The following is a 22,090-nucleotide window of genomic DNA, read 5'->3' as shown; positions in this document are numbered from 1 at the left end:
AGAGGTACGTTTTGTTTTATAACACGCTCAATAAAGAATCTCGTGAAACGTCATCCAGTACGATTGTTCCCTTGAATATCGCTTTGACGTATCCCGTAAAATGGAAAACGTTTTCTATCGCCAGAGATTTTCTGCAGAATTTTTATGACGCCGTAGGTTACGACAAATGGCATTCCGGTTTTTCACTCTCGTATAAAGAGGGGGTTGTGATGCTAGAGGCTGCTGGCATAAATTTCAATTATGAGTGGCTAGTGCATATAGGAGCATCCACAAAAAGGGACGGCCAGGAAACCCATGCAGGCTATTTTGGCGAAGGCTTTAAAATAGCAGCGCTTTGTGCATATCGTGATAAAAAATGGACTGTGAGAATGCGCTCAGGCGATTGGAGTTTGAAAGTTATTGACATTGACCACCAAATCGATGGCAAGCACATGGAAATGCTTGCCTATGACGTTGTTGAAGACAAATCTGACACAACATGCCTGGAATTAGAAGGCGTGAGCGCCAGTGATTATGAATTATTTCAGGAGGTTGTGAATTCCTTTTATTATCCAGAAAATCCCTTGCTAGGAGAACTTATATGGGAAGGGAAAAAAGGCGCTGTATATTACAGTGCCAAAGAATCGTATTCCGATTCGCTGCCTTTTACATTTGGTTTTGGACCCAGAGGTCCTGTTTTTTGCAGTTATCAATTGAGGGGATCCATTCCGTTCGATTTGGTTGTATGCCTGCATTCGTACGAGGAACGCGACCGCGAACGAGAAACGATTTACCATAGTGAAATCATTCGTGTTATTGGCCACGTTGTTGACAACATTTCTGCAAGTGGCGCAATGAAAATGCTTGTACAGATGAAGAAGGTGTGGCGGCAATACCCTGCAAAAAACTATGATTCGAAGAGTTGGTATCCGATAGTCAATGGACTCGTAAGGCGAATTTGTGAAGATAAAAGTGTACGCGATTTATTCGTGAAAGAATTTCCTAATTTACTCTGTATCAGCCCTGTCTTTACCCAGTACGGCAGGAATCGCAGGTTGCAGGCGGAAAGCTGGCTTAAAAAGCAGAGTACCAAATACATTCTTGGGCAGAGCACGTTCTCCTTGATGGGGTACAAATCCTTGGAAGAAGCTTGCGAAGAAAATGGCGGAATGGTAATGGACGCGGAACTTTTGCCGCATGAACAAAGGGCCTTTGACCTTTTAGAAGAAGTTGTCCAGGACATATATGGAGATTTTTTTGACAGTACAGCTAAATACGATCAAAGAATCATAGGTAACGATTCGCCAGGTGTTACAGGAATGGCGAGCCTGGTGAAAAATTATTCAAAAAAATTCAATAACCAGGGTATCTCCTTTAAGTTCCGCACAAAGGCAATTTATTTGAAACGCAGGTGCTTTGACGCTCTAAAATTTCACGAGGCCCTTGGAACTTTTGTTCATGAAAAATGCCATGTTTTTGGCGGGGATGCCTCCGTGTCATTTAGTCTTGCCTTAACACTTGCCATGGAATATCTTATTATCAAAAGGAATGAATTAGATAGCTATGAAACGCGTTGGAAAGAGATCTTTGAAATTTTGGAATGAGTCATCCAGTTCAGCATTTTCTGAGGGTTTCAATGATGGCTATACGATAGGGCGCATGGAAAGCGCTTTGCAAATCTGTCACCGAATGGGAAATTACAAAGATGAGTTAAACACTGCCGTTTGGGAATTATGCGGTTTACCCAAAACAGATTACGATGCTTTAGTGGACTGGTTTGCTTTGAAAAAAAATGCACGGGAGCTAGGGTGATTCACGGGAGTATATGCGAATCTAGTGACGTCATTAAAAAAAGGACCCGCAAGGGTTGAACTGACCCCAAAAAGTTGGACAGTTTAAAGTTAGGATAAAACTGAGTTGTGAGTCCGGTACCCAACCGGGCTCATTCCTTTTAGGCGCAGTTTTATACGGTCATTGTTATAGTACTCGATGTATTTTTTGAGTTCCTGCTTGAAGTGGGCCATATTTCTGAACGTGTTTGGATAGAGAAGTTCTGATTTCATGATACCGAAGAAGTTCTCCATCATGGCGTTGTCCAGACAGTTGCCCTTGCGGCTCATGCTCTGGATGATTTTATGGTCCTTCAGGGACTGCTGATAGTCAGCATGCTGATAGTGCCACCCCTGATCGGAGTGCAGTATCAGCCGTTTCCACTTGTAACCCTTGGCATAGGCCTTGTCAAGCATATCCATCACCATTTGGAGATTTGGTCTATCCGAGATTGTGTAGCTCACGATTTCCCCATTGTACATATCCAGTATCGGAGACAGGTAACATTTCTCATTCCCGATATTTATCTGTGTCACGTCCGTAGTCCATTTCCTGTTGGGGGCTCCGGTACTGAAGTTTCGATTCAGCCTGTTGGGCGCAGTCTTTCCGACTTCGCCTTTGTACGAGCGGTACCTGCATGTCTTGCGGACGTTTTTCAGCCCCATTTCTTTCATGAGCCTGTACACGGTCTTATGGTTTATCTTAAATCCTTCGTTCCGTAGCTGGGCGGCTATGCGGCGATAGCCGTAGCGTCCCTTGTTTTCCGCATGTATTGCCTTGACCCTTTTGCGTTCTCCCGCATAACGGTCCGGCTTCTGGCGCAGATGGTAGAAGAAGGTGGAACGGGCCATCCCCTTGAGCATCAGCAGATCCTCAAGCCTGTATTTCCGCCTTAGTTCATTGATGGCTAACGCCCATTCCCTTGTTCCCGGGCGATTCTTTCCTCGACTAAGGCTCTCACTTTTTTTAACAGGGCTACCTCGGCTCGGAGAAGCTCGTTCTCTCTCAGGGCCTTTTCAAGCTCTGTCTGCGGTTCCTTCCTGGTCTTCTTTGGACGTCCCATTTGTGGAGGCCTACCTTTGGGCTTTATGGCGAAAAGTTCCTCGTAGCCGCCGTGTCTGAACTTACGTAGCCAGGACAGTAAGCAGCTGAAACTTATGCCGTACTTGATTGTTATCTCGCCATAAGATAGCCTTTGTTTGACAGCGGCGTCAACAACGAGTCGCTTAAGTTCCGGTGTAGACCGCGTGTAGGGTAGTCTTTCAGTCAGCCACACCCCTGTGTCGCGATGTTGTCTGATCTTTCGTTTGACCTCGCTTTCGCTCAGCCCTGTTTGCCTGGAGATATACGACGGACCAAAATGTTTTTGATGCATCTCAAAAGCATCGATCCATTCTTTTTCTGTGTGTTTCTTATACATGAAAACCCCGAAAGTTGTGTCCAACTTTCGGGGTTCACATCAGGTCCTTTCGTTCTATTTCTGCTTTTCAATGAAATTCAAAAACTTAAACACCCCCCATCACCAGCTTCCTTAAGGATTTGATGATGTTCTGTTCGGTGGGGCCATCATTGGGCAGACGCAGGCGCAACACGAACTCGCGGGCAATCAGGCGCAGTTGGTCTTCCAGGGTCAACTTGCCCGTGGTATCGATATCGGTAATCTCGCAATAGTCCTCATACACGATTTTTGCTTCGGATTGCTGCACGATACGTTCGTGCATTGTGCGGAAAAATTCCGTATAGGCATCAAGATCCAGGATTACACCGAGTGGCCCGAACGCAAGCAGGCTAGATCTTGCGAGTCCCTCAAAAGTGAGATCCAGAAATTCCTCTTCGTTTTCGCAAGCATAGCCATCATAAAAGTAACTTTCGTTTTCCACGGAACCGTCTTCACGGTAATCCACCTGGATCCCGTTCGTACAATTCCTGTAATTGTAGGCTATAAATTTCAGGGTGCCATCCTCGTAATAGGCCCGAGCCACATTATTTTTCCAGAAGACATGTATGAATGGGTTCCCGTCTTCATCAAAAATATCGGTTTCGGCATCGCTCACCATGCCGTTCCTGTACTGGACCTTAGAGAACAGCGCACCATTTTCATGATAGGATATTTCCTCCCCGTTGGGCAAACCATTCATGATTTCGATTTCAGAATCCAGTTGGCCGTTTTCGTGATAGCAGAAACTTTTTTGGCCACATTCCACACCATCTACATACATGATCGTCTGGCAAAGCCTTCCTTTCTCATCGTAAACTCTGGTAGGTCCATTTCTCAGGCCACCGCTAAACAGTTCCTCTGCACGCATCATCCCGTTTTCATCGTAATACCTGCGGGGTCCTTCCTTCTGGCCATTGGCAAATGTCGTAGTACGGTAAAGGTTTCCCTTTTCATCATAGGTCAGGTCAGTACCTTCCACAACATCTTTGTTGGCAAAATATGCATGGGCAAGCTGACCATTTTCATGATAAATACGCATCATCCCCTGGAGTTTGCCATTAAACATGGGGAATTCGGACATCAGAGCGCCATTCTCGTAATAGGATTTGCACGTGCCGTTTTCCCAAACTTCCTCTCGGTCCAAGGTTCCATCGGGATTATAAATCTGCACCTTGCCATCGACGACCTCGCCAACCTTGCACTCCACCACCTTGCGGATATTCCCATTGGGGAAAAAGTATTCGCAACGTCCATGCAGGAGGTCTTTCTGATAGTGAAGCAGAGCACGTACAGAACCATTTTCATGATACAAGGTTTCCAGTCCCTCTATAAAGCCATCCACGAAGTTTCGGCGGCGGAAAATCTTGCCATCCGGAAAATAGTGAATTGCCTCCCCGCAGGCTTTATCATCAACGTAGGGAATAGTTTCGCGGACGGCACCGTTTTCGTGATAAAGGACTCGGATTCCATGTCGTCGGTCATTCACAAAAATGGCATCATCGTAAAGATTACCCTTCTCGTCGTAAAACTTACGGTGGCCTTCGTACTTGCCATCCTTACAAAAGGCGGTTTCTTTCAGGACTCCATTAGGATGATACCATACCTCCTCCCCTTCGGTTTTGCCATTAAAGAGGGAAAACTTGCCCAAAAGCTTGTGATCCACGGTATATACTTCACAATGACCGCCCTTCCAGACGTCAATCCGGAACACTTCGCCGTCTTCGTCAATAACCGGGACGACCCCATCCACCACATTGCCCATATTATAGGCTATCCTGCATCGTAAGCGGCCGTTAGAGTGGAAATACTCCGCAATGCCATCGATAAACTCACCGTTATAGGGAATTACGTGCTTAGGGGTCCCGTTTTCGTAAAAAACCTGATCGATTTTGGACATACGACATCCTCGCTTATAGTTTGGCTATAAATTTTATCGCCCTTTACAGCGCTGATATCAAAATTTTTTTTGAAAAAATCTGCTAGATGCAAACATGCGCTTAGCAAATAAAATGCGATTCGCGTAATGCGCCTTCGCGATTTAACCACCGCACAACTTAATATTCCGGATCGGCATCCCCATAAACAGCGTTGCATTCGGCGGCTTCGTTCTCGCCGCAGGCGAACCAGAAATCAAAATGGGAGTCCATGTATTTCTGCAGGGATTCCTGGGCGGTATTGGCCGCGTGTTCAAAAAGTTTGTGGAAGGTGAAATCCTGCTTCTTGGGAGTCTTGGACTTGAGTTCAACGCCCTTGACGAAACTGATCAGCTTCTTGTTGGATACTTTCACCTGGATGAATCCTTGCAGTTTCAAGGATAACAGGCGGCACACTTCCTGCAGGGTATCTTCGTCGTAATCGTCTTCCTTGGGGAAGAACTTGACGGAGAACGCGGAAACCAGGTGGCTATAGTCTTTCTTTTCGAAGACGATGCGGCCGCTGATTTTCTGGTAGTCAAAGAGGAAGGAAAAGTACTTGTCGAAGCGTTCCTTCTTTACCAGGGGCTTCAGGAACGGAGTGATACCGTTTTCCAGAGGATGGGGGCGGAAAATACCCCTATCGTTCATAGGAACAATGTTCTGTTCGATGTAGTAGGGATCCTCGACGGCGAGTATCCCAGTTTTCACGTTATCACTCATACGGGTTTAAACTACTCGTCGTCTTCTTCCTCTTCCTCGACAACAGGCAGATCCTTCACGCAGCGGATGGAGCTTGCGTCACTCTTGGAGTGTGCGCCCATCAGGTAGGAGAAGGAAGTAATGCGGAAGAGGTGAGCCTTGGTGGCGTCATCGACTTCGGGGTTTGCGGTCCAGAAGAATGCGCTGACATTATCCAGTTCGTAATTCATGGTAGCGCCCAGGGCCAGGTTGCCATGGCCTGCGGGGAATGCCTCGTAGCCATAGATGTCGGAACCGGGGCCGCCGTAGATGACCTTCTGACCGGTAGCATGGACGGTGACTTCGCGCCAGCCGTAGGTAGACTTCAGTCCGGAAATGTCCTTGGTATCGTTGTCGCTCGGGTCCACAAAGTTCAGCAGTTCGCGGAACTCGGTGGTATCCGGCAGATGCCAGCCATCGGGGCAGATACCCTTGACCACGTCGGGCATTTCGCCTTCGCAGGAGAGGCCGTCGCCACATTCGTAGTCGCCATTTGCCAGAGCGCCGGCGGAGTCAATTGCAGCAGAGTAAAGATACAGACGGCCATACTTGTCGCAGTTTTCCAGCAGGCCATCAAAGCAGAAGCTGGAAGAGTCGAAGTCATCGGTCTTCTGCAGGTATCTGTAATTCAGGTTTTCGGCCATCCAGGTCTGATTGCCAATCTTTACGGTTCTGTATTCCTGACCGTCGCGGAAGTCCACGAAATGATCCTGGTTGATGCGCTTGGCGATGGTAGCCTGCCATTCTTCTTCGGTCCCCACGAAGCCGGCGGCAACAGCCTGCTCATAAGCGGAGCTTCCCTTCTCACCATTCCACAGGGTGCCTACTCGAGTTGTTCCGCAAGTAATGTTGAAACCAGGCAGACCGCTTGAGCTTACCGTATCTTCGGCAGAGCAGCTTTCACCGTTGAGGCCCACCAGAGTGTCGAGGACCACCAAGGTATCCTTAACGACCACGGTGTCCTTGACAACCAGAGTGTCTCTGACATACAAGGTGTCCACGTTATTCAGAACCAGAGTGTCCACGTTATTCAGGACCAAGGTGTCCACATTGCTTTGGACCAGGGTATCCTTGGTAATGACATAAAGAGTATCTACAACAGGATCTCTGTCTTTTTCGGAGTCCTTTGCGCTGGTGGAGGAATCATCCCCACAGCCGGCCATCAGGGCCAAGGAGGCAGCAGCGCCTACGCCAAACAGTTTCTTAAAATCCATAACATCATCCTTCTTGATAGGATTAAGATAGAATTTTTAAACATCAGGATATCAAGGCAAGGGCCACATCACGTACTAAATCAACCTCGCTGTCCACATAATTCAGGGGATCACCCTGGATAGAATCATGAATGAATTCCACCAGGCGAACATTTGAACTCAAGATGTTCCAATAGGGCAAGACCAGCTGGATGGCATCTCGGCTGAATTCAAAAAGATTTCGCTCAGTCTTGAGAATATCCTCCGAGTTCTGCGTCCCAAAATCCCGAATAAAAAAATCCATGGACACGCCCTTGTAGAACACATCGTACTCCCCCATTTGAGGAGACTTGTTTATGGGCTTTATAAGATTTTTCTCCCGGTCGGTTCCGAAAGTATTGATTTCCTTCAGCAAGGCAAAAAAGTTACTTTCACACTCTTGCAGGTGCTTGGCATAAAGCACCTTTTTCAAGACGTCCAAAGTGGGGACAGGGCAGATCCAGTCCCCGATGACACAACACTGCATGGGATGTTCAAAGACAAAGCGAAGCACCGACAGCATTTCATTTGCAGAACCCGTCAGGGGCATCCCCAGCTGGGATTGTTCCGTACCATCCAGCAAGAGAGGCGGCGTTTTAGAATCGGGGATTGCAGTTACAGTGGCATCGAAGGTGCAGGTAAATTTCACGAAGGTAATGTCCGATTGATCTTGATGAAAAACATTATCGTAGGTGGTATCGCAATCTTCCTCAAAATAGTGATTGTTTCCAAAGAGAGAATGTTTCAGTTGCTCTCGAACCGTGTCCCCAAAGTCTCGCGTTTCATACTGAACATTTTCAATTCGCAGGCTACCCATGTCGATGTTCACTGTTTCCGCAGCCGTACTCAAGTGCAAGTGATCCTTAATGAAACTTTTAGCCACCTTCAAAAAGCCTTCGCCAGTACAATCCATATGTTTAGCCACAAACTTGAAGTCAACACTGCGGGTGATTTTCTGGGGGACACCACATACAAATTCATAAAGGCGGGGAAACTGAATGATGGGCATGGGAACATAGGCCAAATAGCGAATGTACTCGCGATACGAAAAGCAATCGGCAACGTTATACAATTCACTGAAATTGTAGTCCCGAGCTATCGTATCAATGCGCCTCGCCTGATGTTCCGTCCAGTAATTGGAGGACTGAATGGATTCACAACATCCCGCTTCATTGAAGTCAATCTCCAGATGACGATTCAGGATTGGCGACCAATCCTGAGGGATGTCTTCGCCCCGTTTTTTCCTGAAGGTTAGCGCCGCCTTTAGATTCTTCTCCGTACAGGGATGAGCCTTGTGCCAGTCCTCTTCGAAACGCTTGCGGACGTAGGATTGAACGCCCCCGCAATTCATGGCGTGGGCATTTTCCTGAATCAGGTAATCCATCATATCGATGCATTCATCAAGAGCGGGAAGGGAACTCTTCAACTTGTTTTTGACCTTGGAGCTGAAGTCCTTGAAAAGTCCGCTGACAGGATAGATTCCCAACGCCACACAATCCGGCACCACCAAGGAAGTTTTCCCCAACGCCCGCAGCACGGAGATTGCACCCACCGAATCGCAGCAACAAAGCTCCACCTTCTCCAGCAACGCATCCACAACATCTTCATTTAAGCACATCGACATACAATCCCTCTAATAGTATATCGAAGCAAAGGGAGTAGTTGTAAAATGGGTGTGCGGGAATTTTTATTACTACATTAGGAGGCATGCGCTGGTATTCCAAAACACTGCTATTGGCCGCAATGACGGCGTCTCTTTCCTTCGGGAGCGAGGCCGTCGCAGATTCGTCGGGTGGCGTTGCAGATTTGCCGGGCGGCGTCGCGGATACTTCTGCCGCGGAAAATTTCCAGCGCTTTACAGCGCTGCCGGTACTTGGATACAGTGAGGAAACAAAACTGCAGTTTGGCGCAATGGCCATCGTCTTCCTGAAGCCGGACGAAAAAGACGGGAAGGTTCCAGAGATTGACGTATCCGCCTACGGCTCCACCCGCGGGCAATTTCAGTTCCTGATAACGCCCTACTTCTACCTCTATCACGATGAGATTAGCGGATGGCTGGATTTGCGCTACCAGAACTGGGTGGCCAGCTACTTCGGGATGGGCAACGATCCGGACATTGACAAGTACGTAACCTTCGATCGCCAGAGGTTTTATTTCGGCGCGGAATTGGAATCGACGGTTGGCGTCCCCAAGCAGTTTAAGTACGGCGTGGAGCTGCACATCGAACATTCCGATATCCAGTTTGACGATCCCACCGACGGCGACGCCTCGGAAAATCACAGATTGATCACGCCTCCCGCAAATACGCGTTCGGGCTGGCGTAACGGCGCCGGCTACCTTCTTGCGTTTGACACGCGGGATAACACCAACTGGACACGTCACGGATTTTTAGCCCAATGGCAGCAGATGTTCTACAGCGACCTTCTGGGCGATTACACCTTTGATATCGAGACCTTAGACCTTCGCGGATACACCTACCTCTTCTGGGGAACCTCCATGGCGGTTGGCGCCCTCTGGCAGCGATCCGGCGGTGACGTGCCCTTCGATATGCTGGCCGGTCCCGATGGCAACAAGAGATTCCGCGGTGTGGAGAGCCTCTACTTTAGAGATAACCAAGCCTTGATCCTGCAGGCGGAACTCCGCAAATACTTAGGCTGGCGTCTCGCCGGCGACATCTTCTTCGAGGGTGGAAAATCTGGCGATCACTTCAGCGAGCTGATGCGCAACAAGTGGCATCGCTCCGTCGGGTTCGGCGGCATGCTGATCCTCAACATGAAGGAACAGCTCTACGCCCGCGGTGAACTCAGCTGGGTAGACTTCGACCATCTAGGCATGACCGTCTACATCAGGCAGGCGTTCTAATAACGCCAACCAGACATTACGTGAGCAAACACACGGTGTTTGCGAGAGGCTAGGCAAAGCGTAGGTTCCATTCAAGATGTACTGCCTAGCCGGTTATAAAAAGAGACGGCCACAGGAATCCCTGTGACCGTCATTTTTGAGATAGAATACTTTTGGATGTCTACCGAGGGGCCGAGCCCTCAATTAGTCCTGAATGCGGGTCCAGTTGAGGATGCCCTTCTTCATGAGGTAGATATAGCCAGCTTCCAGGATCACGAGGAATCCGAGAAGGACGAACAGGAGGCTCCAGTCGCCTACGAGGAACTGGATGGTCCAGGGATAGAGGAATGCCACTTCCAGGTCGAAGACCAGGAACAACATGGCAACCATGTAATACTTAACAGGATAACGTTCGTTGGAAGTGCCGGAAACGTGTGCGATACCGCATTCGTAGGAGGTACCCTTAATTTCGGCATTTTTGATCTTACCGGGGTGGAGCAGCCAGTTGGCCAGCAGCAGAACGGTGGGGACAACGAGAGCCAGGACCACCAGAATGGTCATAGCAAAAGTAGTATCAAAGATTTCAACGTTCGTCATAGTGGGTTCAAAGATAGTAAAAAAGTTTTTTCGCGTAAGACCAGGATTTGTAAACTATATTTACACTCATGAAAAAAATTACTGCATTATTGGGATTTTTGGGTGTAGTAAGCATGTTTTCTGCCTGCGCTGAGGATACCATCAGCGAACCACCGATGGCAGACAACCACACTAGCGTAGGTACTTCCAGCGCCGCAGGTTCTGTCCAGCCCAGCGCAAAAAGCTCCGCTTCCGCAACTCCGTCTAGCAATAGCGGCACCCGTGACACCACCGTCGTTCACGAGACCGTGTATATTCAGCAAGAAAATGTGAGCTACGAAGTTCCTTACTATAGCAGCGGTACGTTCTGTTGGAGTGCAGAATGCGATGCTACTGCAAATAGCGCAGCGTCTTCGGCCCCGACTTCTGCTGCAACGATTGAAATCAACATGTCTTCCACCATCCCCACGCCCCCTCTGGTCAGTGGCAACCAGATGATCGACCAGCGCGATCAGAAGAGCTACAAGATCAAGACCATCGCCGGCAAGATGTGGATGGAAGAAAACATCAACTACAAGACCAGCAAGGGTTACTACTGCACCACCACTTCCGGTGACGACATGTGTGCAACCTATGGTGGCTACTACACCTATGCAGCAGCACTCAGCGCATGCCCCGATGGTTGGCGCTTGCCCACCGAAGCCGAAGTGAAAGCTTTGGATGCAGCCGTGGATCACGACTGGTGGCAGGTCGGCGGCCGCTTCAAGCTGGAAACCGATACTCCGGATTACGGCCTGAAGGAAGAACAGGGTTACATCTGGATTCAGCCTGATGGCGATTACACTTCCTTCCGCGTAAAGAACTACGGTGGCGAAGATAATCTCCACGAGTTCCAGACAGGCACCACTGGCGAACGCGCTTACAACGTCCGCTGCGTCCAGAACTAATAAATACCCTGAAATAGATCCATCGACTTCGCACCATCGGTGCTTCGCTCAGGATGACATTTCAAACAAAACGGCCTCGGCGTTAGCCGAGGCCCCTTGTAGTTCTTTATAATCGCAGGCTTATTTAGCTAGACGATTTAGCTAAATGTCGTCTTCCCTTCCGGAAGTGGCTCGTGCAATTCCTTCGTCCAGCAACAGGGACAAATTCTTCACGTCCTTTTCCATGGTGTCGTAATACACCTTGGCACGACGGAGCTGTTTGCGCAATTCGAAAATCTCGGAGGTAAGCTCCACGGCAAGCAGGGCCAGGCGCTTCTTGTTATCCATCTGGAATTTCGCGGAACGGCTAAAACGGGAGTCAATGAACTCGCCGATTTCCTTCAGTTCCGCATCGGGCAAATCCGTGCGAATCTGAATGCATTCCTGCGCAACGTCGATACTTACTGATCTGAGAGGTTCGATTTCTGCCATTATTTACTTCCTACGCCGAATGGATCGTCATCCATCAGCCAGTTTAGTCGAAAAAACTTGTTTGCCGGCCCTCCTGACCAGCAGAGGACTGTTCCCCGGTTTTTTCTTCAGATTCATTGTTTTCTTCAGCGCCATGCACTTCGATAGAGGGCACGTCTTCCTGGGGTTCTTCCTGAACTTCTTCAGCAACAACCTGAGGTTCTTCGAAAGTCTCGTCCTTGATTTCCACAGGGGCAACGGGGAGGGTTTCGCCCAGTTCCGTTTCGATGGTGGAAAGAAGGTTGTTGAACTGCTGCTGGACTTCGGCAAATTCGTGAGCCTGGTCCTGAGTCTGATTCTGGAGGCCTTCAATCTGCCCATTCAGGTTACCGATTTCGTCCTGCTTGGCTGCCAGTTCAGCATCCTTGGAAGCAATCTGGCTCTTGAGAGCGTTGACCTGTTCAGCCATGTTAGCCAGGGAAACCAGCTTGTCATTGATCTGTCCGTTGAGGGAATCAATGATGCCGTTCTTTTCGGAAATCTGACCGTTGAGGGAATCGATGATTCCGTTCTTCTCGGAGATCTGACCGTTGAGAGAATCGATGATACCGTTCTTCTCGGAAATCTGACCGTTGAGACCGTCAATGGCACCGTTCTTCTCGGCCACCTGACCGTTGAGGGAATCAATGATGCCGTTCTTTTCGGTGACCTGACCATTGAGGGAATCGATGATGCCATTCTTTTCGGAAATCTGACCGTTCAGGTTATCGATTTCAGCCTGCTTTGCATTCAGGTTGTCTTCCTGAGCGCTGGCCTGGTTGGCACGAGCATCAAGAGCAGCCTTGCAGTCAATCAAATTTGCATTTGCAGTTTCCAGCAGCAAGCTCTTATCCTGAGCCTCGGCGTGTGCCGCATTGAGCTGCTGGCGAAGTTTCGCGTTGTCCTCCTTGAGGACCCGCACCGTTCCCAGGATCGCCTCGATCTTCTGGGAAAGGGCATTCATGTTTTCAAAATTCATCCTTGCTCCATAACTTAAAATGTTTTGAAACCTTACTCTTATAAGATAATATAAAAAAAGCGCGATGAGACTGTTAGAAATTAGAAACTAGAGGCTAGAGAGTAGGGTACAGGGGATAGATGTCAAACCTAATCCCTAGACCCTAGCCCCTAGACCCTAAAAAACTATTTACTATCTTGGGGAGCAATGATTTCGGTGAATGAACACATCCAGCGTAGGCTAGACGAACTGCCCGACCGCCCCGGCGTTTACATCATGAAGAACGCCGCCGGGAAGATCATTTACATCGGCAAGGCAAAGGTCCTTAAAAACCGAGTCCGCAGTTACTTTGACGGAAGCGATCACCAGGGACATCGCGCTGCAACCCTTATGTTACCTTACATTCGGGACATTGAGTGGATTATTACCGAAACCGAAGCGGAAGCCCTGATCCTGGAAGCAAACCTAGTCCGCAAGCACACTCCCAAGTACAACGTGCTGCTGAAAGACGACAAGCACTTTCCCTACCTGGCCTTCAGTGTTCGCGAGCCCTTCCCTCGCCTGTTCCTTACGAGATCTGTAAAAAAGGACAGCAACCAGTACTACGGCCCGTTCATGAGCTCCCGATATGTAGACAAACTAAAGGACATCGCGGCAAGACTGTTCGGTATTCGTGAGTGCACCATGGAGTTGCCAGCTCGTTCGCCCCAGAGGCCCTGCCTGAACTATCATATCGGAAGATGCAAGGCACCTTGTGCAGGCCTCATCAGCCAGGAAGATTATTACAAGGACGTCTTACAGGCACGCCTGTTACTGGAAGGAAAGCGGGACGACCTTCAGGAAATCTGGACCAAGGAGATGGAGGCTGCCGCCGCCAATCTGGATTTTGAAACTGCGGCCAAAAAGCGGGATGCCATTCAGGCATTGCAGTCCACCGGCATTCACGCCAAGACGGATACGTCCGACCCCAATCTTTCTCTGGATATTGTGGCCCTCCGCCGGAACGGCGCTCTTGCTGCCGCCGTGATTCTGGAATACCGCGCCGGGGTGCTTACGGGGCGTAGACATTACCGCCTGAAATGCGAGCTGGAAGATGACGAAACTGAAATCTTCCGCCAGATGATTTTAACCTGGTACGCCGACGCAGAATTCATCCCGAAGGAAATTGCCACCGACATTACCCTTCCCGAGGATGCCGCCCTGTTGAGCGATGCCCTGAGTGAAAAGGCGGGACGGAAAGTCTTCTTCAACGTTCCCCAGCGAGGGGAAAAGCTTGGGTTCCTGAAATTGGCAGGCGCCAACGCCGACATGATCCTGGTGGAAATGCGGGCAGAAGTCCAGAAGTACAGCGAAATCGACCAGAGTGTATTTGAACTGCAAAAAGTGCTGGGGCTGAAAAAGACCCCCTTCCGGATTGAATGTGTGGATATCTCCCATCTGTCGGGAACGAACACTGTGGCAAGTCTTGTAGCCTTCAAGAACGGCAAGCCCGACAAGGCAAACTACCGCAAGTTCATTATCAAGACAGTAGAAGGTGTGGACGATTTCGCCAGCATGCGCGAAGTCATGACCCGCCGTATCCGCCGTCTGGAAGACGAAGGCACGCCCATGCCCGACCTATGGGTATGCGATGGCGGTAAGGGCCAGGTAGACGCCACCATGCAGATCCTGAAGGAGCTGGGGCACGATACGGACCTGCCGCTCATTGGCCTTGCAAAACGTCTAGAAGAGATTGTGTTTCCCGATGACCGCAAGAGTATTGTCCTGCAGCGCACCAGCCCTGCACTAAAACTCTTGCAGAACGCCCGTGACGAGGCCCATCGATTTGCCATTACCTACCAGCGCAGCAAGCGCAAAAAGGACCTGGAAGTGGAATGGCTGAAACAGCCCGGCGTGGGTCACGAGACCCGGGTGAAAGTCCTCAGCAAGTACAAGAGCGCCGAAGCCTTCATGGCCGCCCCCCTAGAGGACATCGAACTCCTCCTGGGCAAAGTCCGCGGCAACAAACTCCGGGAACAGATCGCCCAGTACTGCGCCGACTTTATTACACCCTTTAAGGACGAAGAAGGCTAAATAATCCCCATTCGTCATGTCGTCCCTCCACACGTCATTCTGAGCGAAGCGAAGAATCCAGGAAAAAGTTTTCCTATTCCGTCTTGGAATGAGTAAGAAAAAGTTATCTCGACTTTTGGGTTGTTTTACGGACTTGATTTAGGTATATTAGGCCTAGGCATCCTCACGGATCAATGCCCGATCTAACAGTATTATTAAAGCTCGTCGCTCTTATGGTACAGTTTAGGCCCACGGCTCCCTGACTTGGCTTGACCATGCTTCAAAGCTTAAAAAGGTGGGAAAAACGAAATCCGAAGGCACTGCTATCTTTTATATAAGAGTAGCTTCGAGTATTTTGCCGTGGAACGGATGCCATACCTTTTTCGTCCCGTCCCCCTAAAAAAGAGGGGCGGGATTTTTCTATCTTTACGGCATGATCAAATCCATTTTTGCCGGCCTCATGATTAGTGTGGGTTGCGTCAGCTTCCTTTCCGTCGATAACAAGATCGCGGGAACGTTCCTGTTTTCCCTGGGGCTTTACACCATCATTTTGCTGAAATTTGACTTATTTACGGGAAAAGTGGGCTACTTGTCCACCAACAGGAACTTGGATTACCTGAAGTATCTGGGCAAGGTCTGGCTGGGCAACTTGATTGGTACGGGCATTGGCGCTGCGACGGTAGCAGCCACTCGCCTCACCATCAGCACTAGCGCGCTGGTAGCGGTAAAGCATAACGACAACCTGCTGAGCCTCCTGATTCTAGGCGTGTTCTGCGGCATGCTCATGTTTATTGCGGTGGAAGGCTACAAGCGCTGCAACAACCCGTTGATCGTGGTGCTCCCGGTGATGGGATTTATCCTTTGCGGTTTTGAACACTGCATTGCAGACATGTTCTACTTTATTTTCGCAATCATCAAGGGTTGCGCCGCAGGGACTTTTGCAGGCGCACCGGAAATCGGAAGCACAGCGCTTCGCCTCGCCGTCATTACCATCGGTAACCTGATCGGCGGATGCCTGGTGTGCTACGCCAGCGTGAACATCAATAAAGACGCTCAGTAAAAAACGCCCCTACTTACTTGCTACAAATTTCTGGAAGCGGGTCAGAACGGTCAGGAGTTCTTCATCCAGGCGGTTGATGGTTTCCTGCTGGATGTTTTCGGGAATGCCGTAGATAGGTTCGGCCATGGCGCAGGCGATACAGCAGAGGGTATCGCTGTCGCCCCCCAGGGACACTGCCAATCGGGCAATTTCCTCGAAGGAATTTCCTTCACGGAAGGCGCAGAATGCCTGAGGAACTGTGTTCTGGCAGGATTCGTCCATATGGTAGGTGGGGCGAATCTTATCGCAGGTCATCTGACTGATGGGATAGCCGTAGGTACGTTCCACATAGTCGAGGATTTCCTCTTTAGACTTGCCCGCACGACCCAGGAAGATGGCTGCAGCCACCGCCTTGGCGCCCTTGATTCCCTCGGGATGGTTATGGGTGACGCGGGCTGAAATTTCCGCATACTTTTCCACTTCTTCAAGAGTGTCGAATGCCCATCCTACGGCAGACACGCGCATGGCGGAACCGTTGCCCCAGCTGTTGTAGGGCTGAGGATTTTTAGCAACCAGCCAGTCGCAGAAACGACCGCCATAACCCGCGTATGGCCAGCGACGGCCAAAGGATCGCATGGAGAAAATCATGGATTCTTCCACTTTTGCTTCGTCAAGTTCGTCGGCCAGGTCGTCCGCCGCCATCAGGAGAGCATTGGCCACAGCCACAGTCATAACGCTATCGTCCGTAAAACCGGAGGCTCGATTGAACAGCGGGAACTCGGTAGTCTTAATGTTATTGCAGTCGAATTCGTAAGGCGATCCGATGGTATCCCCTGCGATGGCGCCCAGAAGGCAAGAGTTGCGCTTCAAAGCAGCCTTTGATTTGTGACGGGCCACTGACGCGAGAGAACAATCCATCTCCTCATCCAATTCGCCCCAGCACATATTGCTGGCGGCGCTGCGATAGATTTCCCTCATTCTCTTATCATAAGCCTTACGCTGTTCTTCCGTCATATTCTTTTTCTGTTCTTCTGTCATATGAACCTCCTTTTTCTTTATCGTTTCCAAAATGGCTTTAGTAAACCCCGCCAGATGCAGGCGCAAGAATTTGATTTTATGCGATAAATATAGCCGCAAAGAAAGAAAGAATGGTCGCTTCAAAAGCGACATGAAAAAAGGTCCCTCGACAATCGCTTATCGGGAGACTTCGATCAGATTTTTATTGGGTTGCCGCTGGGCGTAATAGCCTTCAAGAATCTGCAGGACCGATTCCTTTTCTCGCGGAACAAAACGGCGGTGACTCATATAGAAGTTTCGTGCCTCGCAGGCCCGCAGGAATTGTATCTGCTGGAAGAGCAACTGCACGTTGTAAGAGTCGGGTTTGCCGTGACCGACGGTAGGATACGTAGAGTCGCCTAGGAAGGCGACAATCGGGTTGGTCTCATCGCGGGCTGTACTCGGGTTAGCAGCGTCGCAGGCGGATTCGTCGCCGCCCACGGTCAGCATCAAGGAACCTTTGGCATGACTGCTGGGAATGGGCTCAATGCAAAATCGCAAGCCGTCTTCAATCACAACAGGCGATTCCACCACAGTTACGTCGCGGCGCGCCTGGATGGTGGCGTCGCAATGACGGAAAGTTTCGCGGCCCACAAAGAGACGGTCAAAACGAACCCGCGAAAGATTGAAGGCATGGTCCCGATGGAAATGGGAAATGACGATATTTTTCTGGAGGGGTGCGGTGCCCTCCCCACGATCACATGGCAGGCTGTTCACGAAGTCGGCAGCCTCGTCGCAGGCGCCCACGTCAAAAATCCACCAGGCGGTTTCCCCGCGAATGGCGTACACATCCGCACTCAGCGGGCTAGTTTCGCTAGGTCCGGAGGCCGGCAGATGGAGGATTCTTGATAGCAGATTTTCTTGCACGAGACAAATGTACATCTATTTAGAACGATAGATTCTTCGACTTCGCCCTAACGGGCTTCGCTCAGAATGACAACGGAAGGGAAAGTTACATCTTCGCTACTTTAAAATTTTCAACCCCCGCAGGTATTCCTTATGTTCGTCGGACACGCGGTAGCTTTCAATGGATTTCTGGATGGACTTATTGTGGGTCCAGGCGTCCAGCTTTCGCTTTTCAATATAAGGGATGGCGGCATCCCACTGTTTTGCAAGTGCGGTAGCGAAGTACCAGGCCACTTCCATCTGGACGTAATATTCGGGATTTGCCAGCGGAACTCCGGCCGGCGTCACCGCCGCCACCCGCGAATTCAAACTGCCGTCGGGCAGGGACCTGTACTTGGCCGTATCCACCGAGGCCACCCACTTTAAATATTTCGGGTCGAAGCGGTCATCCAGAAAGAGATCCATCAGCATGTTGATGCCAAAGCGGGCTACATAGGGATGGTCCGACTTGACCCATTCCGCGATGCGTTTCAGGAACACGTCCGGCTTTTTCAAAAGGGCGCGGGGCTTTTTTCCATCGCAAATGGCCCAGTTGTTTATGTAAGGCAGGAACTGTTCCGTACGAGCCAAACACTCATCGAAATCCTTGATATGTTCCAGCAGCATGGAATGGATGTGGTTTTCCTCGAAATACTTGTGAGGAAGCTGATCCATAAACTTCGCGACTTCACCACCCGCGACAACGTTCCCACCCGCGACATTTCCCGTCGTACCAAAAAACTCTTTCGCCAGTTTTCGCAGCAGGGGCACACGCACGCCTATATAAGTGTCCATAGGAATTCCCGGCACCAAAGCCGTATGGAATTCCTTGTACTTCAAATCCTGATTTTTAAAAAGTTTCTTGACGAGTTCCGCGTGAGTCATAAACCAAAGATACTATTTCTTCGGTTTGACTTTTGCACTCATGTAGGTGAGCACCAGATTCTGCCACACCACGTAGCAAGTGGGGGCGATGGCGGCAACAGGGCCAGCATACAGGCTTGCAATCCAAATCACTAGCGTTGTATTCTTCTGGCCCATACTCTGGGAGCTTTCAATGGGATGTTTCTTGTCGCAGAACCAGCCCAGCACAAACTGCAGAATGCAAATCACTAGCGCCACGATGGCAAGCATGGGGAGGGTTCCGCTATTCCACAAGTCAGCAAAACCCATTTCGCGAATGTCGCGGCTGGCCTTGGCGAGAATCACGAACACGCTGAAGGTCCAGATAAAGATGGTGTACTTGGAGAACTTCGCCACCTTATCGGCCAACTCCGGGTAGAAGGAGCGCACGCCCAGGGCCAACGCCAGGGGGATGGAAATGATGGGCTGGATAGAATTGAAGATGCGCAGGGCAATGTCAGCAAAGCCCGCCTCGGAACCGGTCAGGTAGCCATAGATAATAGGGATGCTGAAGCAGGCGATCAAGTGGCCGCTGAGGAAAATCTTCAGGGCAAGTACCGGGTTTCCGCCCAGCATCTTGGCCATGGCGGGAGCGGCATTTGCGGGAGGGCACAAACAGATAATGGCGCCACCCAGAAGAACTTCGCGAGGCAGGCCGAAAACTTCCACAGAAATCCAGAGGAGTGCCAGCAGGAAAAGGCTTGCGATAAAGGCTCGAACTTCAATCTTGAAGGTATAGCCGTGTTCCTGGGGAGGGACCTTTCCAATGAAGGTCAGGAGCATCATGGTTCCGATCTGGAAAGGAAGGGTCGGCGCAAGAACGCTGGCTTGAGGAAGCAAAATGCCCAAAATAATGGCAATCGGCATCAAAATGGCGCGCAAATTCTTCATAACGGCGCCAAAAATAGCTAAAGGCGGACGCCTCGGCAAGGCTCGGCGACCTTGCTCCTCGCAAGAAACCCAATTATGCAAGTGACTTATAGGCAATGATTTACTACATTTGGCGCCATGTTACGTTCTAGATATGAAGCATTCGACTATGTCGAAAAGACGGTCGACAAGAAGAAAAAGACCGGCAACCCCATCGTGATGATCGTGGCGGGTTACCTGGCCCTGATTTCTCTTGGAGCCTTCTTGCTGTCCATGCCGTTTGCCCAGCGCGAACACATCGGTATCCTGGACGCCTTCTTTACGGCTACCTCCGCAGTCTGCGTGACGGGGCTTTCCACTATTGATATTAGTAGCAGTTTCAACATCTTCGGTAACTGGATTCTGGTCATCCTCATGCAGGCTGGCGGTCTGGGTATCATGACGATTTCTACGGTGATTATCCTGCTGGCCGGTATGCATCCGGGATTCAACCATCAGTCCGCCCTGCTGGCCAACTACACCCAGGAAGGTAACGTGGACGCCACCCGAATCCTTAAGGCAGTGCTGCCCTTCATGTTCGGGCTGGAAGCGGTGGGCGCGGTCATGTACTTTACCCAGTTCAACGAATTCGCCCTGGAGGAGTACTCCCTTTACGATCGCATCTTCGGGAGCGTCTTCCAGGCTATCAGCTCCTTCTGTAACGTGGGCTTTACCCTGTTCCCGGATTCCATGGTCCGTTTCCAGCTGAATCCCATCGTGAACATCACCACCTGCGTCCTGGCGCTGGCCGGCGGTTTCGGCTTTTTGGCCATTACGGAAGCCCGCTATGTTTTCGACTTCAAGAAGCGTTCCTTCCAGAAGGTATCCCTCCATACCCGCATCGCTACCGGCTTTACCCTGATTATCGTAGGCGTCAGCATCGCGTTCTTCATCTTTAGCGAATGGAGCAACGTCTTCGCTAGCCTTACCTTCGGGGAAAAGGTCCAGTCCAGCGTGTTCATGGCGTTTACCAGCCGTACCGCAGGTCTCAACAACGTGGACGTGCCCTCCCTCAGTATCGGCAGCCTTTTCTTCTTTATCGTGATCATGCTCATCGGTGCCAACCCGGGTAGCTGCGGTGGCGGCATCAAGACCACCACTACGGCAGTGATCGCCCTCCTGGGGTTCAACCGCCTGCTGGGCCGTAAAAAGACTCAAATTCTCGGCCGCACCATCCCGGAAACTACGGTGGATAAGGCGGTGCGAATCTTCGTGGTGGCCATCGTTGTTGTGGTGGCGGCAACCCTGATTTTGCTCCAGACCGAGGCCAACGGAAACTCCATCGAGCAGTCCAACTTCCTGACCATCCTCTTCGAAGTGGTCAGCGCCTACAGTACCTGCGGTCTGTCCATGGGCATCACCCCCGACCTGTCCATCCCGGGCAAGATCCTGATTTGTACGGTCATGTTCATCGGTCGTATGGGACCCTTGTTCTTGATTTCTGCGGTGGCAACCAACAAGGATGATGGTATGTGGTACGCCGAAGAAGACATCATGGTGGGCTAATCTAGCCTCCAGTCTATCATCTTTTATATATTGGACGGAAACGAGGTTAGGTCTATGCGTTTTCTGAAACTCTTATCTACGGTTCTATTGCTCGCGGCCGTGGGCGCCAATGCGTCCGTTTGGAACGAAAGCCCCTTTGAGACAAAGGCCGAAAAACAGGCCCGCCGAGACGCCGCGGAAAAAGCAAGACTAGACTCCATCGCGGCTAAAGAAAAGCTAGAGATTAAGAGAACCGACGACGGTTCCAACCCGGGTAGTATGGAAGGGACCTTCACGGACCCTCGAGACAACAAGACCTACACTGTCAAGTGGATCAACGGCAATCTCTGGATGACCCAGAACATGAACATCCGTAAGGTCCCTAGCGTCTGCTTCGAGAACAACGACAGGACCTGCCTCAAGACCGGAAGACTGTACACCTGGGAAATGGCCAAGAGGGCCTGTCCCGAGGGTTGGCGTCTCCCCACCGTAGCGGAACTGTCCAACGTTATCTACGACGAAGACATCTTCCCCCATAAGGGCGGTTACAGAGCCTTCAACGGGGATTTTTACGCCTACGACTACACCGCCACCTTCTGGACCGCGGAATCCGACCCGGATTACGCTGACTACGCCTTCTTTTACACCTATGAATCCCCAAGCGGGTGGAAAAAGAAGGGTTTTTACAAGGATCAGGCCAATTCCGTACGCTGTATCAAGGGCGAAGCGCCCAATAAGGCCAAATTCTTCCGAAGCCCTAGCAAGGCATCCAGCTTCGACAATCTCTAGACGCCTCCCATATTTTCTATCTTTAGGA

The 22,090-nt window shown here is 50.4% G+C and carries 20 protein-coding genes; 7 read left to right on the top strand and 13 right to left on the bottom strand.

Annotated elements, in window-relative coordinates; translation table 11 throughout:
* The first annotated feature begins 11 nt into the window (after positions 1-11).
* A complete protein-coding gene (locus BUB59_RS07085) occupies positions 12-1,583 on the top strand; it encodes a hypothetical protein (RefSeq protein ID WP_143160269.1) in 1,572 nt (523 codons plus the stop codon).
* Between the two features lie 297 nt (positions 1,584-1,880).
* On the opposite strand, the gene BUB59_RS07075 is transcribed toward BUB59_RS07085, so the two are convergent.
* The 6 genes from BUB59_RS07075 to BUB59_RS07050 form a co-directional block, all read right to left on the bottom strand.
* Positions 1,881-2,714 (bottom strand): IS3 family transposase, encoded by an 834-nt coding sequence (locus BUB59_RS07075; RefSeq protein ID WP_234979987.1) that lies wholly within the window; start codon positions 2,712-2,714, stop codon positions 1,881-1,883.
* A 2-nt stretch (positions 2,715-2,716) separates the two neighbouring features.
* A complete protein-coding gene (locus BUB59_RS07070) occupies positions 2,717-3,229 on the bottom strand; it encodes a helix-turn-helix domain-containing protein (protein WP_200778808.1) in 513 nt (170 codons plus the stop codon).
* Positions 3,230-3,314: 85 nt separating this feature from the next.
* On the bottom strand, positions 3,315-5,144 hold the full coding sequence (locus BUB59_RS07065) for a toxin-antitoxin system YwqK family antitoxin (protein WP_073227680.1): 1,830 nt from the start codon (positions 5,142-5,144) through the stop codon (positions 3,315-3,317).
* Between the two features lie 157 nt (positions 5,145-5,301).
* Positions 5,302-5,871: a hypothetical protein gene (locus BUB59_RS07060; protein ID WP_143160267.1), complete on the bottom strand. Its 570-nt coding sequence runs from the start codon at positions 5,869-5,871 to the stop codon at positions 5,302-5,304.
* A 23-nt stretch (positions 5,872-5,894) separates the two neighbouring features.
* The gene (locus BUB59_RS07055) at positions 5,895-7,115 is read right to left on the bottom strand and encodes a fibrobacter succinogenes major paralogous domain-containing protein (RefSeq protein WP_073227674.1); all 1,221 of its coding nucleotides are present in this window, start codon (positions 7,113-7,115) and stop codon (positions 5,895-5,897) included.
* Between the two features lie 43 nt (positions 7,116-7,158).
* A complete protein-coding gene (locus BUB59_RS07050) occupies positions 7,159-8,757 on the bottom strand; it encodes a hypothetical protein (RefSeq protein WP_143160266.1) in 1,599 nt (532 codons plus the stop codon).
* A gap of 119 nt (positions 8,758-8,876) precedes the next feature.
* Between BUB59_RS07050 and BUB59_RS07045 the strand changes: the two genes are divergently transcribed.
* Positions 8,877-9,995 (top strand): BamA/TamA family outer membrane protein, encoded by a 1,119-nt coding sequence (locus BUB59_RS07045; RefSeq protein WP_073227666.1) that lies wholly within the window; start codon positions 8,877-8,879, stop codon positions 9,993-9,995.
* A 183-nt stretch (positions 9,996-10,178) separates the two neighbouring features.
* Here the strand turns inward: BUB59_RS07045 and BUB59_RS07040 are convergent, their stop codons facing one another.
* Entirely contained in the window at positions 10,179-10,571 is a 393-nt protein-coding gene (locus BUB59_RS07040; RefSeq protein WP_073227663.1) for an NADH-quinone oxidoreductase subunit A, read from the bottom strand.
* Between the two features lie 68 nt (positions 10,572-10,639).
* Between BUB59_RS07040 and BUB59_RS07035 the strand changes: the two genes are divergently transcribed.
* Complete coding sequence (locus BUB59_RS07035; RefSeq protein ID WP_073227660.1) at positions 10,640-11,497, top strand: FISUMP domain-containing protein; 858 nt, start codon at positions 10,640-10,642, stop codon at positions 11,495-11,497.
* Between the two features lie 141 nt (positions 11,498-11,638).
* On the opposite strand, the gene BUB59_RS07030 is transcribed toward BUB59_RS07035, so the two are convergent.
* Positions 11,639-11,968, bottom strand: coding sequence for a hypothetical protein (locus BUB59_RS07030; protein WP_073227658.1), 330 nt, complete (start codon positions 11,966-11,968; stop codon positions 11,639-11,641).
* A gap of 43 nt (positions 11,969-12,011) precedes the next feature.
* Positions 12,012-12,965, bottom strand: coding sequence for a coiled-coil domain-containing protein (locus tag BUB59_RS07025; protein WP_073227655.1), 954 nt, complete (start codon positions 12,963-12,965; stop codon positions 12,012-12,014).
* Positions 12,966-13,151: 186 nt separating this feature from the next.
* Between BUB59_RS07025 and uvrC the strand changes: the two genes are divergently transcribed.
* Together uvrC and BUB59_RS07015 are read left to right on the top strand one after the other, a co-directional pair.
* A complete protein-coding gene (uvrC, locus tag BUB59_RS07020) occupies positions 13,152-15,017 on the top strand; it encodes an excinuclease ABC subunit UvrC (RefSeq protein ID WP_073227652.1) in 1,866 nt (621 codons plus the stop codon).
* A gap of 412 nt (positions 15,018-15,429) precedes the next feature.
* Positions 15,430-16,056 (top strand): formate/nitrite transporter family protein, encoded by a 627-nt coding sequence (locus BUB59_RS07015; RefSeq protein ID WP_073227649.1) that lies wholly within the window; start codon positions 15,430-15,432, stop codon positions 16,054-16,056.
* A gap of 9 nt (positions 16,057-16,065) precedes the next feature.
* Here BUB59_RS07015 and BUB59_RS07010 read toward each other — a convergent pair whose 3' ends face one another.
* The 4 genes from BUB59_RS07010 to BUB59_RS06995 all read right to left on the bottom strand — a co-directional run bounded on the left by BUB59_RS07010 (position 16,066) and on the right by BUB59_RS06995 (position 19,770).
* Positions 16,066-17,073, bottom strand: a complete 1,008-nt coding sequence (locus tag BUB59_RS07010; RefSeq protein ID WP_200778807.1) for an ADP-ribosylglycohydrolase family protein — start codon at positions 17,071-17,073, stop codon at positions 16,066-16,068.
* Positions 17,074-17,229: 156 nt separating this feature from the next.
* Positions 17,230-17,958 (bottom strand): MBL fold metallo-hydrolase, encoded by a 729-nt coding sequence (locus tag BUB59_RS07005; protein ID WP_143160265.1) that lies wholly within the window; start codon positions 17,956-17,958, stop codon positions 17,230-17,232.
* A gap of 96 nt (positions 17,959-18,054) precedes the next feature.
* The gene (locus tag BUB59_RS07000) at positions 18,055-18,861 is read right to left on the bottom strand and encodes a DNA alkylation repair protein (RefSeq protein WP_073227643.1); all 807 of its coding nucleotides are present in this window, start codon (positions 18,859-18,861) and stop codon (positions 18,055-18,057) included.
* Between the two features lie 12 nt (positions 18,862-18,873).
* A complete protein-coding gene (locus BUB59_RS06995) occupies positions 18,874-19,770 on the bottom strand; it encodes a bile acid:sodium symporter (RefSeq protein ID WP_073227640.1) in 897 nt (298 codons plus the stop codon).
* Between the two features lie 117 nt (positions 19,771-19,887).
* On the opposite strand from BUB59_RS06995, the gene BUB59_RS06990 reads away from it, so the two are divergent.
* Together BUB59_RS06990 and BUB59_RS06985 are read left to right on the top strand one after the other, a co-directional pair.
* Positions 19,888-21,294 (top strand): TrkH family potassium uptake protein, encoded by a 1,407-nt coding sequence (locus tag BUB59_RS06990; protein ID WP_073227637.1) that lies wholly within the window; start codon positions 19,888-19,890, stop codon positions 21,292-21,294.
* 54 nt (positions 21,295-21,348) lie between these two features.
* Positions 21,349-22,062, top strand: a complete 714-nt coding sequence (locus BUB59_RS06985; protein ID WP_073227632.1) for an FISUMP domain-containing protein — start codon at positions 21,349-21,351, stop codon at positions 22,060-22,062.
* Positions 22,063-22,090 lie beyond the last annotated feature (28 nt).

Origin of the sequence: Fibrobacter sp. UWEL (assembly GCF_900142535.1) — a bacterium.
In the GTDB taxonomy this organism is placed as follows: domain Bacteria; phylum Fibrobacterota; class Fibrobacteria; order Fibrobacterales; family Fibrobacteraceae; genus Fibrobacter.
This window is presented reverse-complemented; position numbering and strand designations above follow the sequence as displayed.

Bases quoted from the DNA above. Each gene is read 5' to 3' on its own strand.
- BUB59_RS07070 (WP_200778808.1), bottom strand. From the start codon at position 3,229: ATGTATAAGAAACACACAGAAAAAGAATGGATCGATGCTTTTGAGATG.
- BUB59_RS07065 (WP_073227680.1), bottom strand. From the start codon at position 5,144: ATGTCCAAAATCGATCAGGTTTTTTACGAAAACGGGACCCCTAAGCAC.
- BUB59_RS07055 (WP_073227674.1), bottom strand. From the start codon at position 7,115: ATGGATTTTAAGAAACTGTTTGGCGTAGGCGCTGCTGCCTCCTTGGCC.
- BUB59_RS07050 (WP_143160266.1), bottom strand. From the start codon at position 8,757: ATGTCGATGTGCTTAAATGAAGATGTTGTGGATGCGTTGCTGGAGAAG.
- BUB59_RS07045 (WP_073227666.1), top strand. From the start codon at position 8,877: ATGACGGCGTCTCTTTCCTTCGGGAGCGAGGCCGTCGCAGATTCGTCG.
- BUB59_RS07040 (WP_073227663.1), bottom strand. From the start codon at position 10,571: ATGACGAACGTTGAAATCTTTGATACTACTTTTGCTATGACCATTCTG.
- BUB59_RS07035 (WP_073227660.1), top strand. From the start codon at position 10,640: ATGAAAAAAATTACTGCATTATTGGGATTTTTGGGTGTAGTAAGCATG.
- BUB59_RS07030 (WP_073227658.1), bottom strand. From the start codon at position 11,968: ATGGCAGAAATCGAACCTCTCAGATCAGTAAGTATCGACGTTGCGCAG.
- BUB59_RS07025 (WP_073227655.1), bottom strand. From the start codon at position 12,965: ATGAATTTTGAAAACATGAATGCCCTTTCCCAGAAGATCGAGGCGATC.
- uvrC (WP_073227652.1), top strand. From the start codon at position 13,152: ATGATTTCGGTGAATGAACACATCCAGCGTAGGCTAGACGAACTGCCC.
- BUB59_RS07015 (WP_073227649.1), top strand. From the start codon at position 15,430: ATGATCAAATCCATTTTTGCCGGCCTCATGATTAGTGTGGGTTGCGTC.
- BUB59_RS07010 (WP_200778807.1), bottom strand. From the start codon at position 17,073: ATGACAGAAGAACAGAAAAAGAATATGACGGAAGAACAGCGTAAGGCT.
- BUB59_RS07000 (WP_073227643.1), bottom strand. From the start codon at position 18,861: ATGACTCACGCGGAACTCGTCAAGAAACTTTTTAAAAATCAGGATTTG.
- BUB59_RS06995 (WP_073227640.1), bottom strand. From the start codon at position 19,770: ATGAAGAATTTGCGCGCCATTTTGATGCCGATTGCCATTATTTTGGGC.
- BUB59_RS06990 (WP_073227637.1), top strand. From the start codon at position 19,888: ATGTTACGTTCTAGATATGAAGCATTCGACTATGTCGAAAAGACGGTC.
- BUB59_RS06985 (WP_073227632.1), top strand. From the start codon at position 21,349: ATGCGTTTTCTGAAACTCTTATCTACGGTTCTATTGCTCGCGGCCGTG.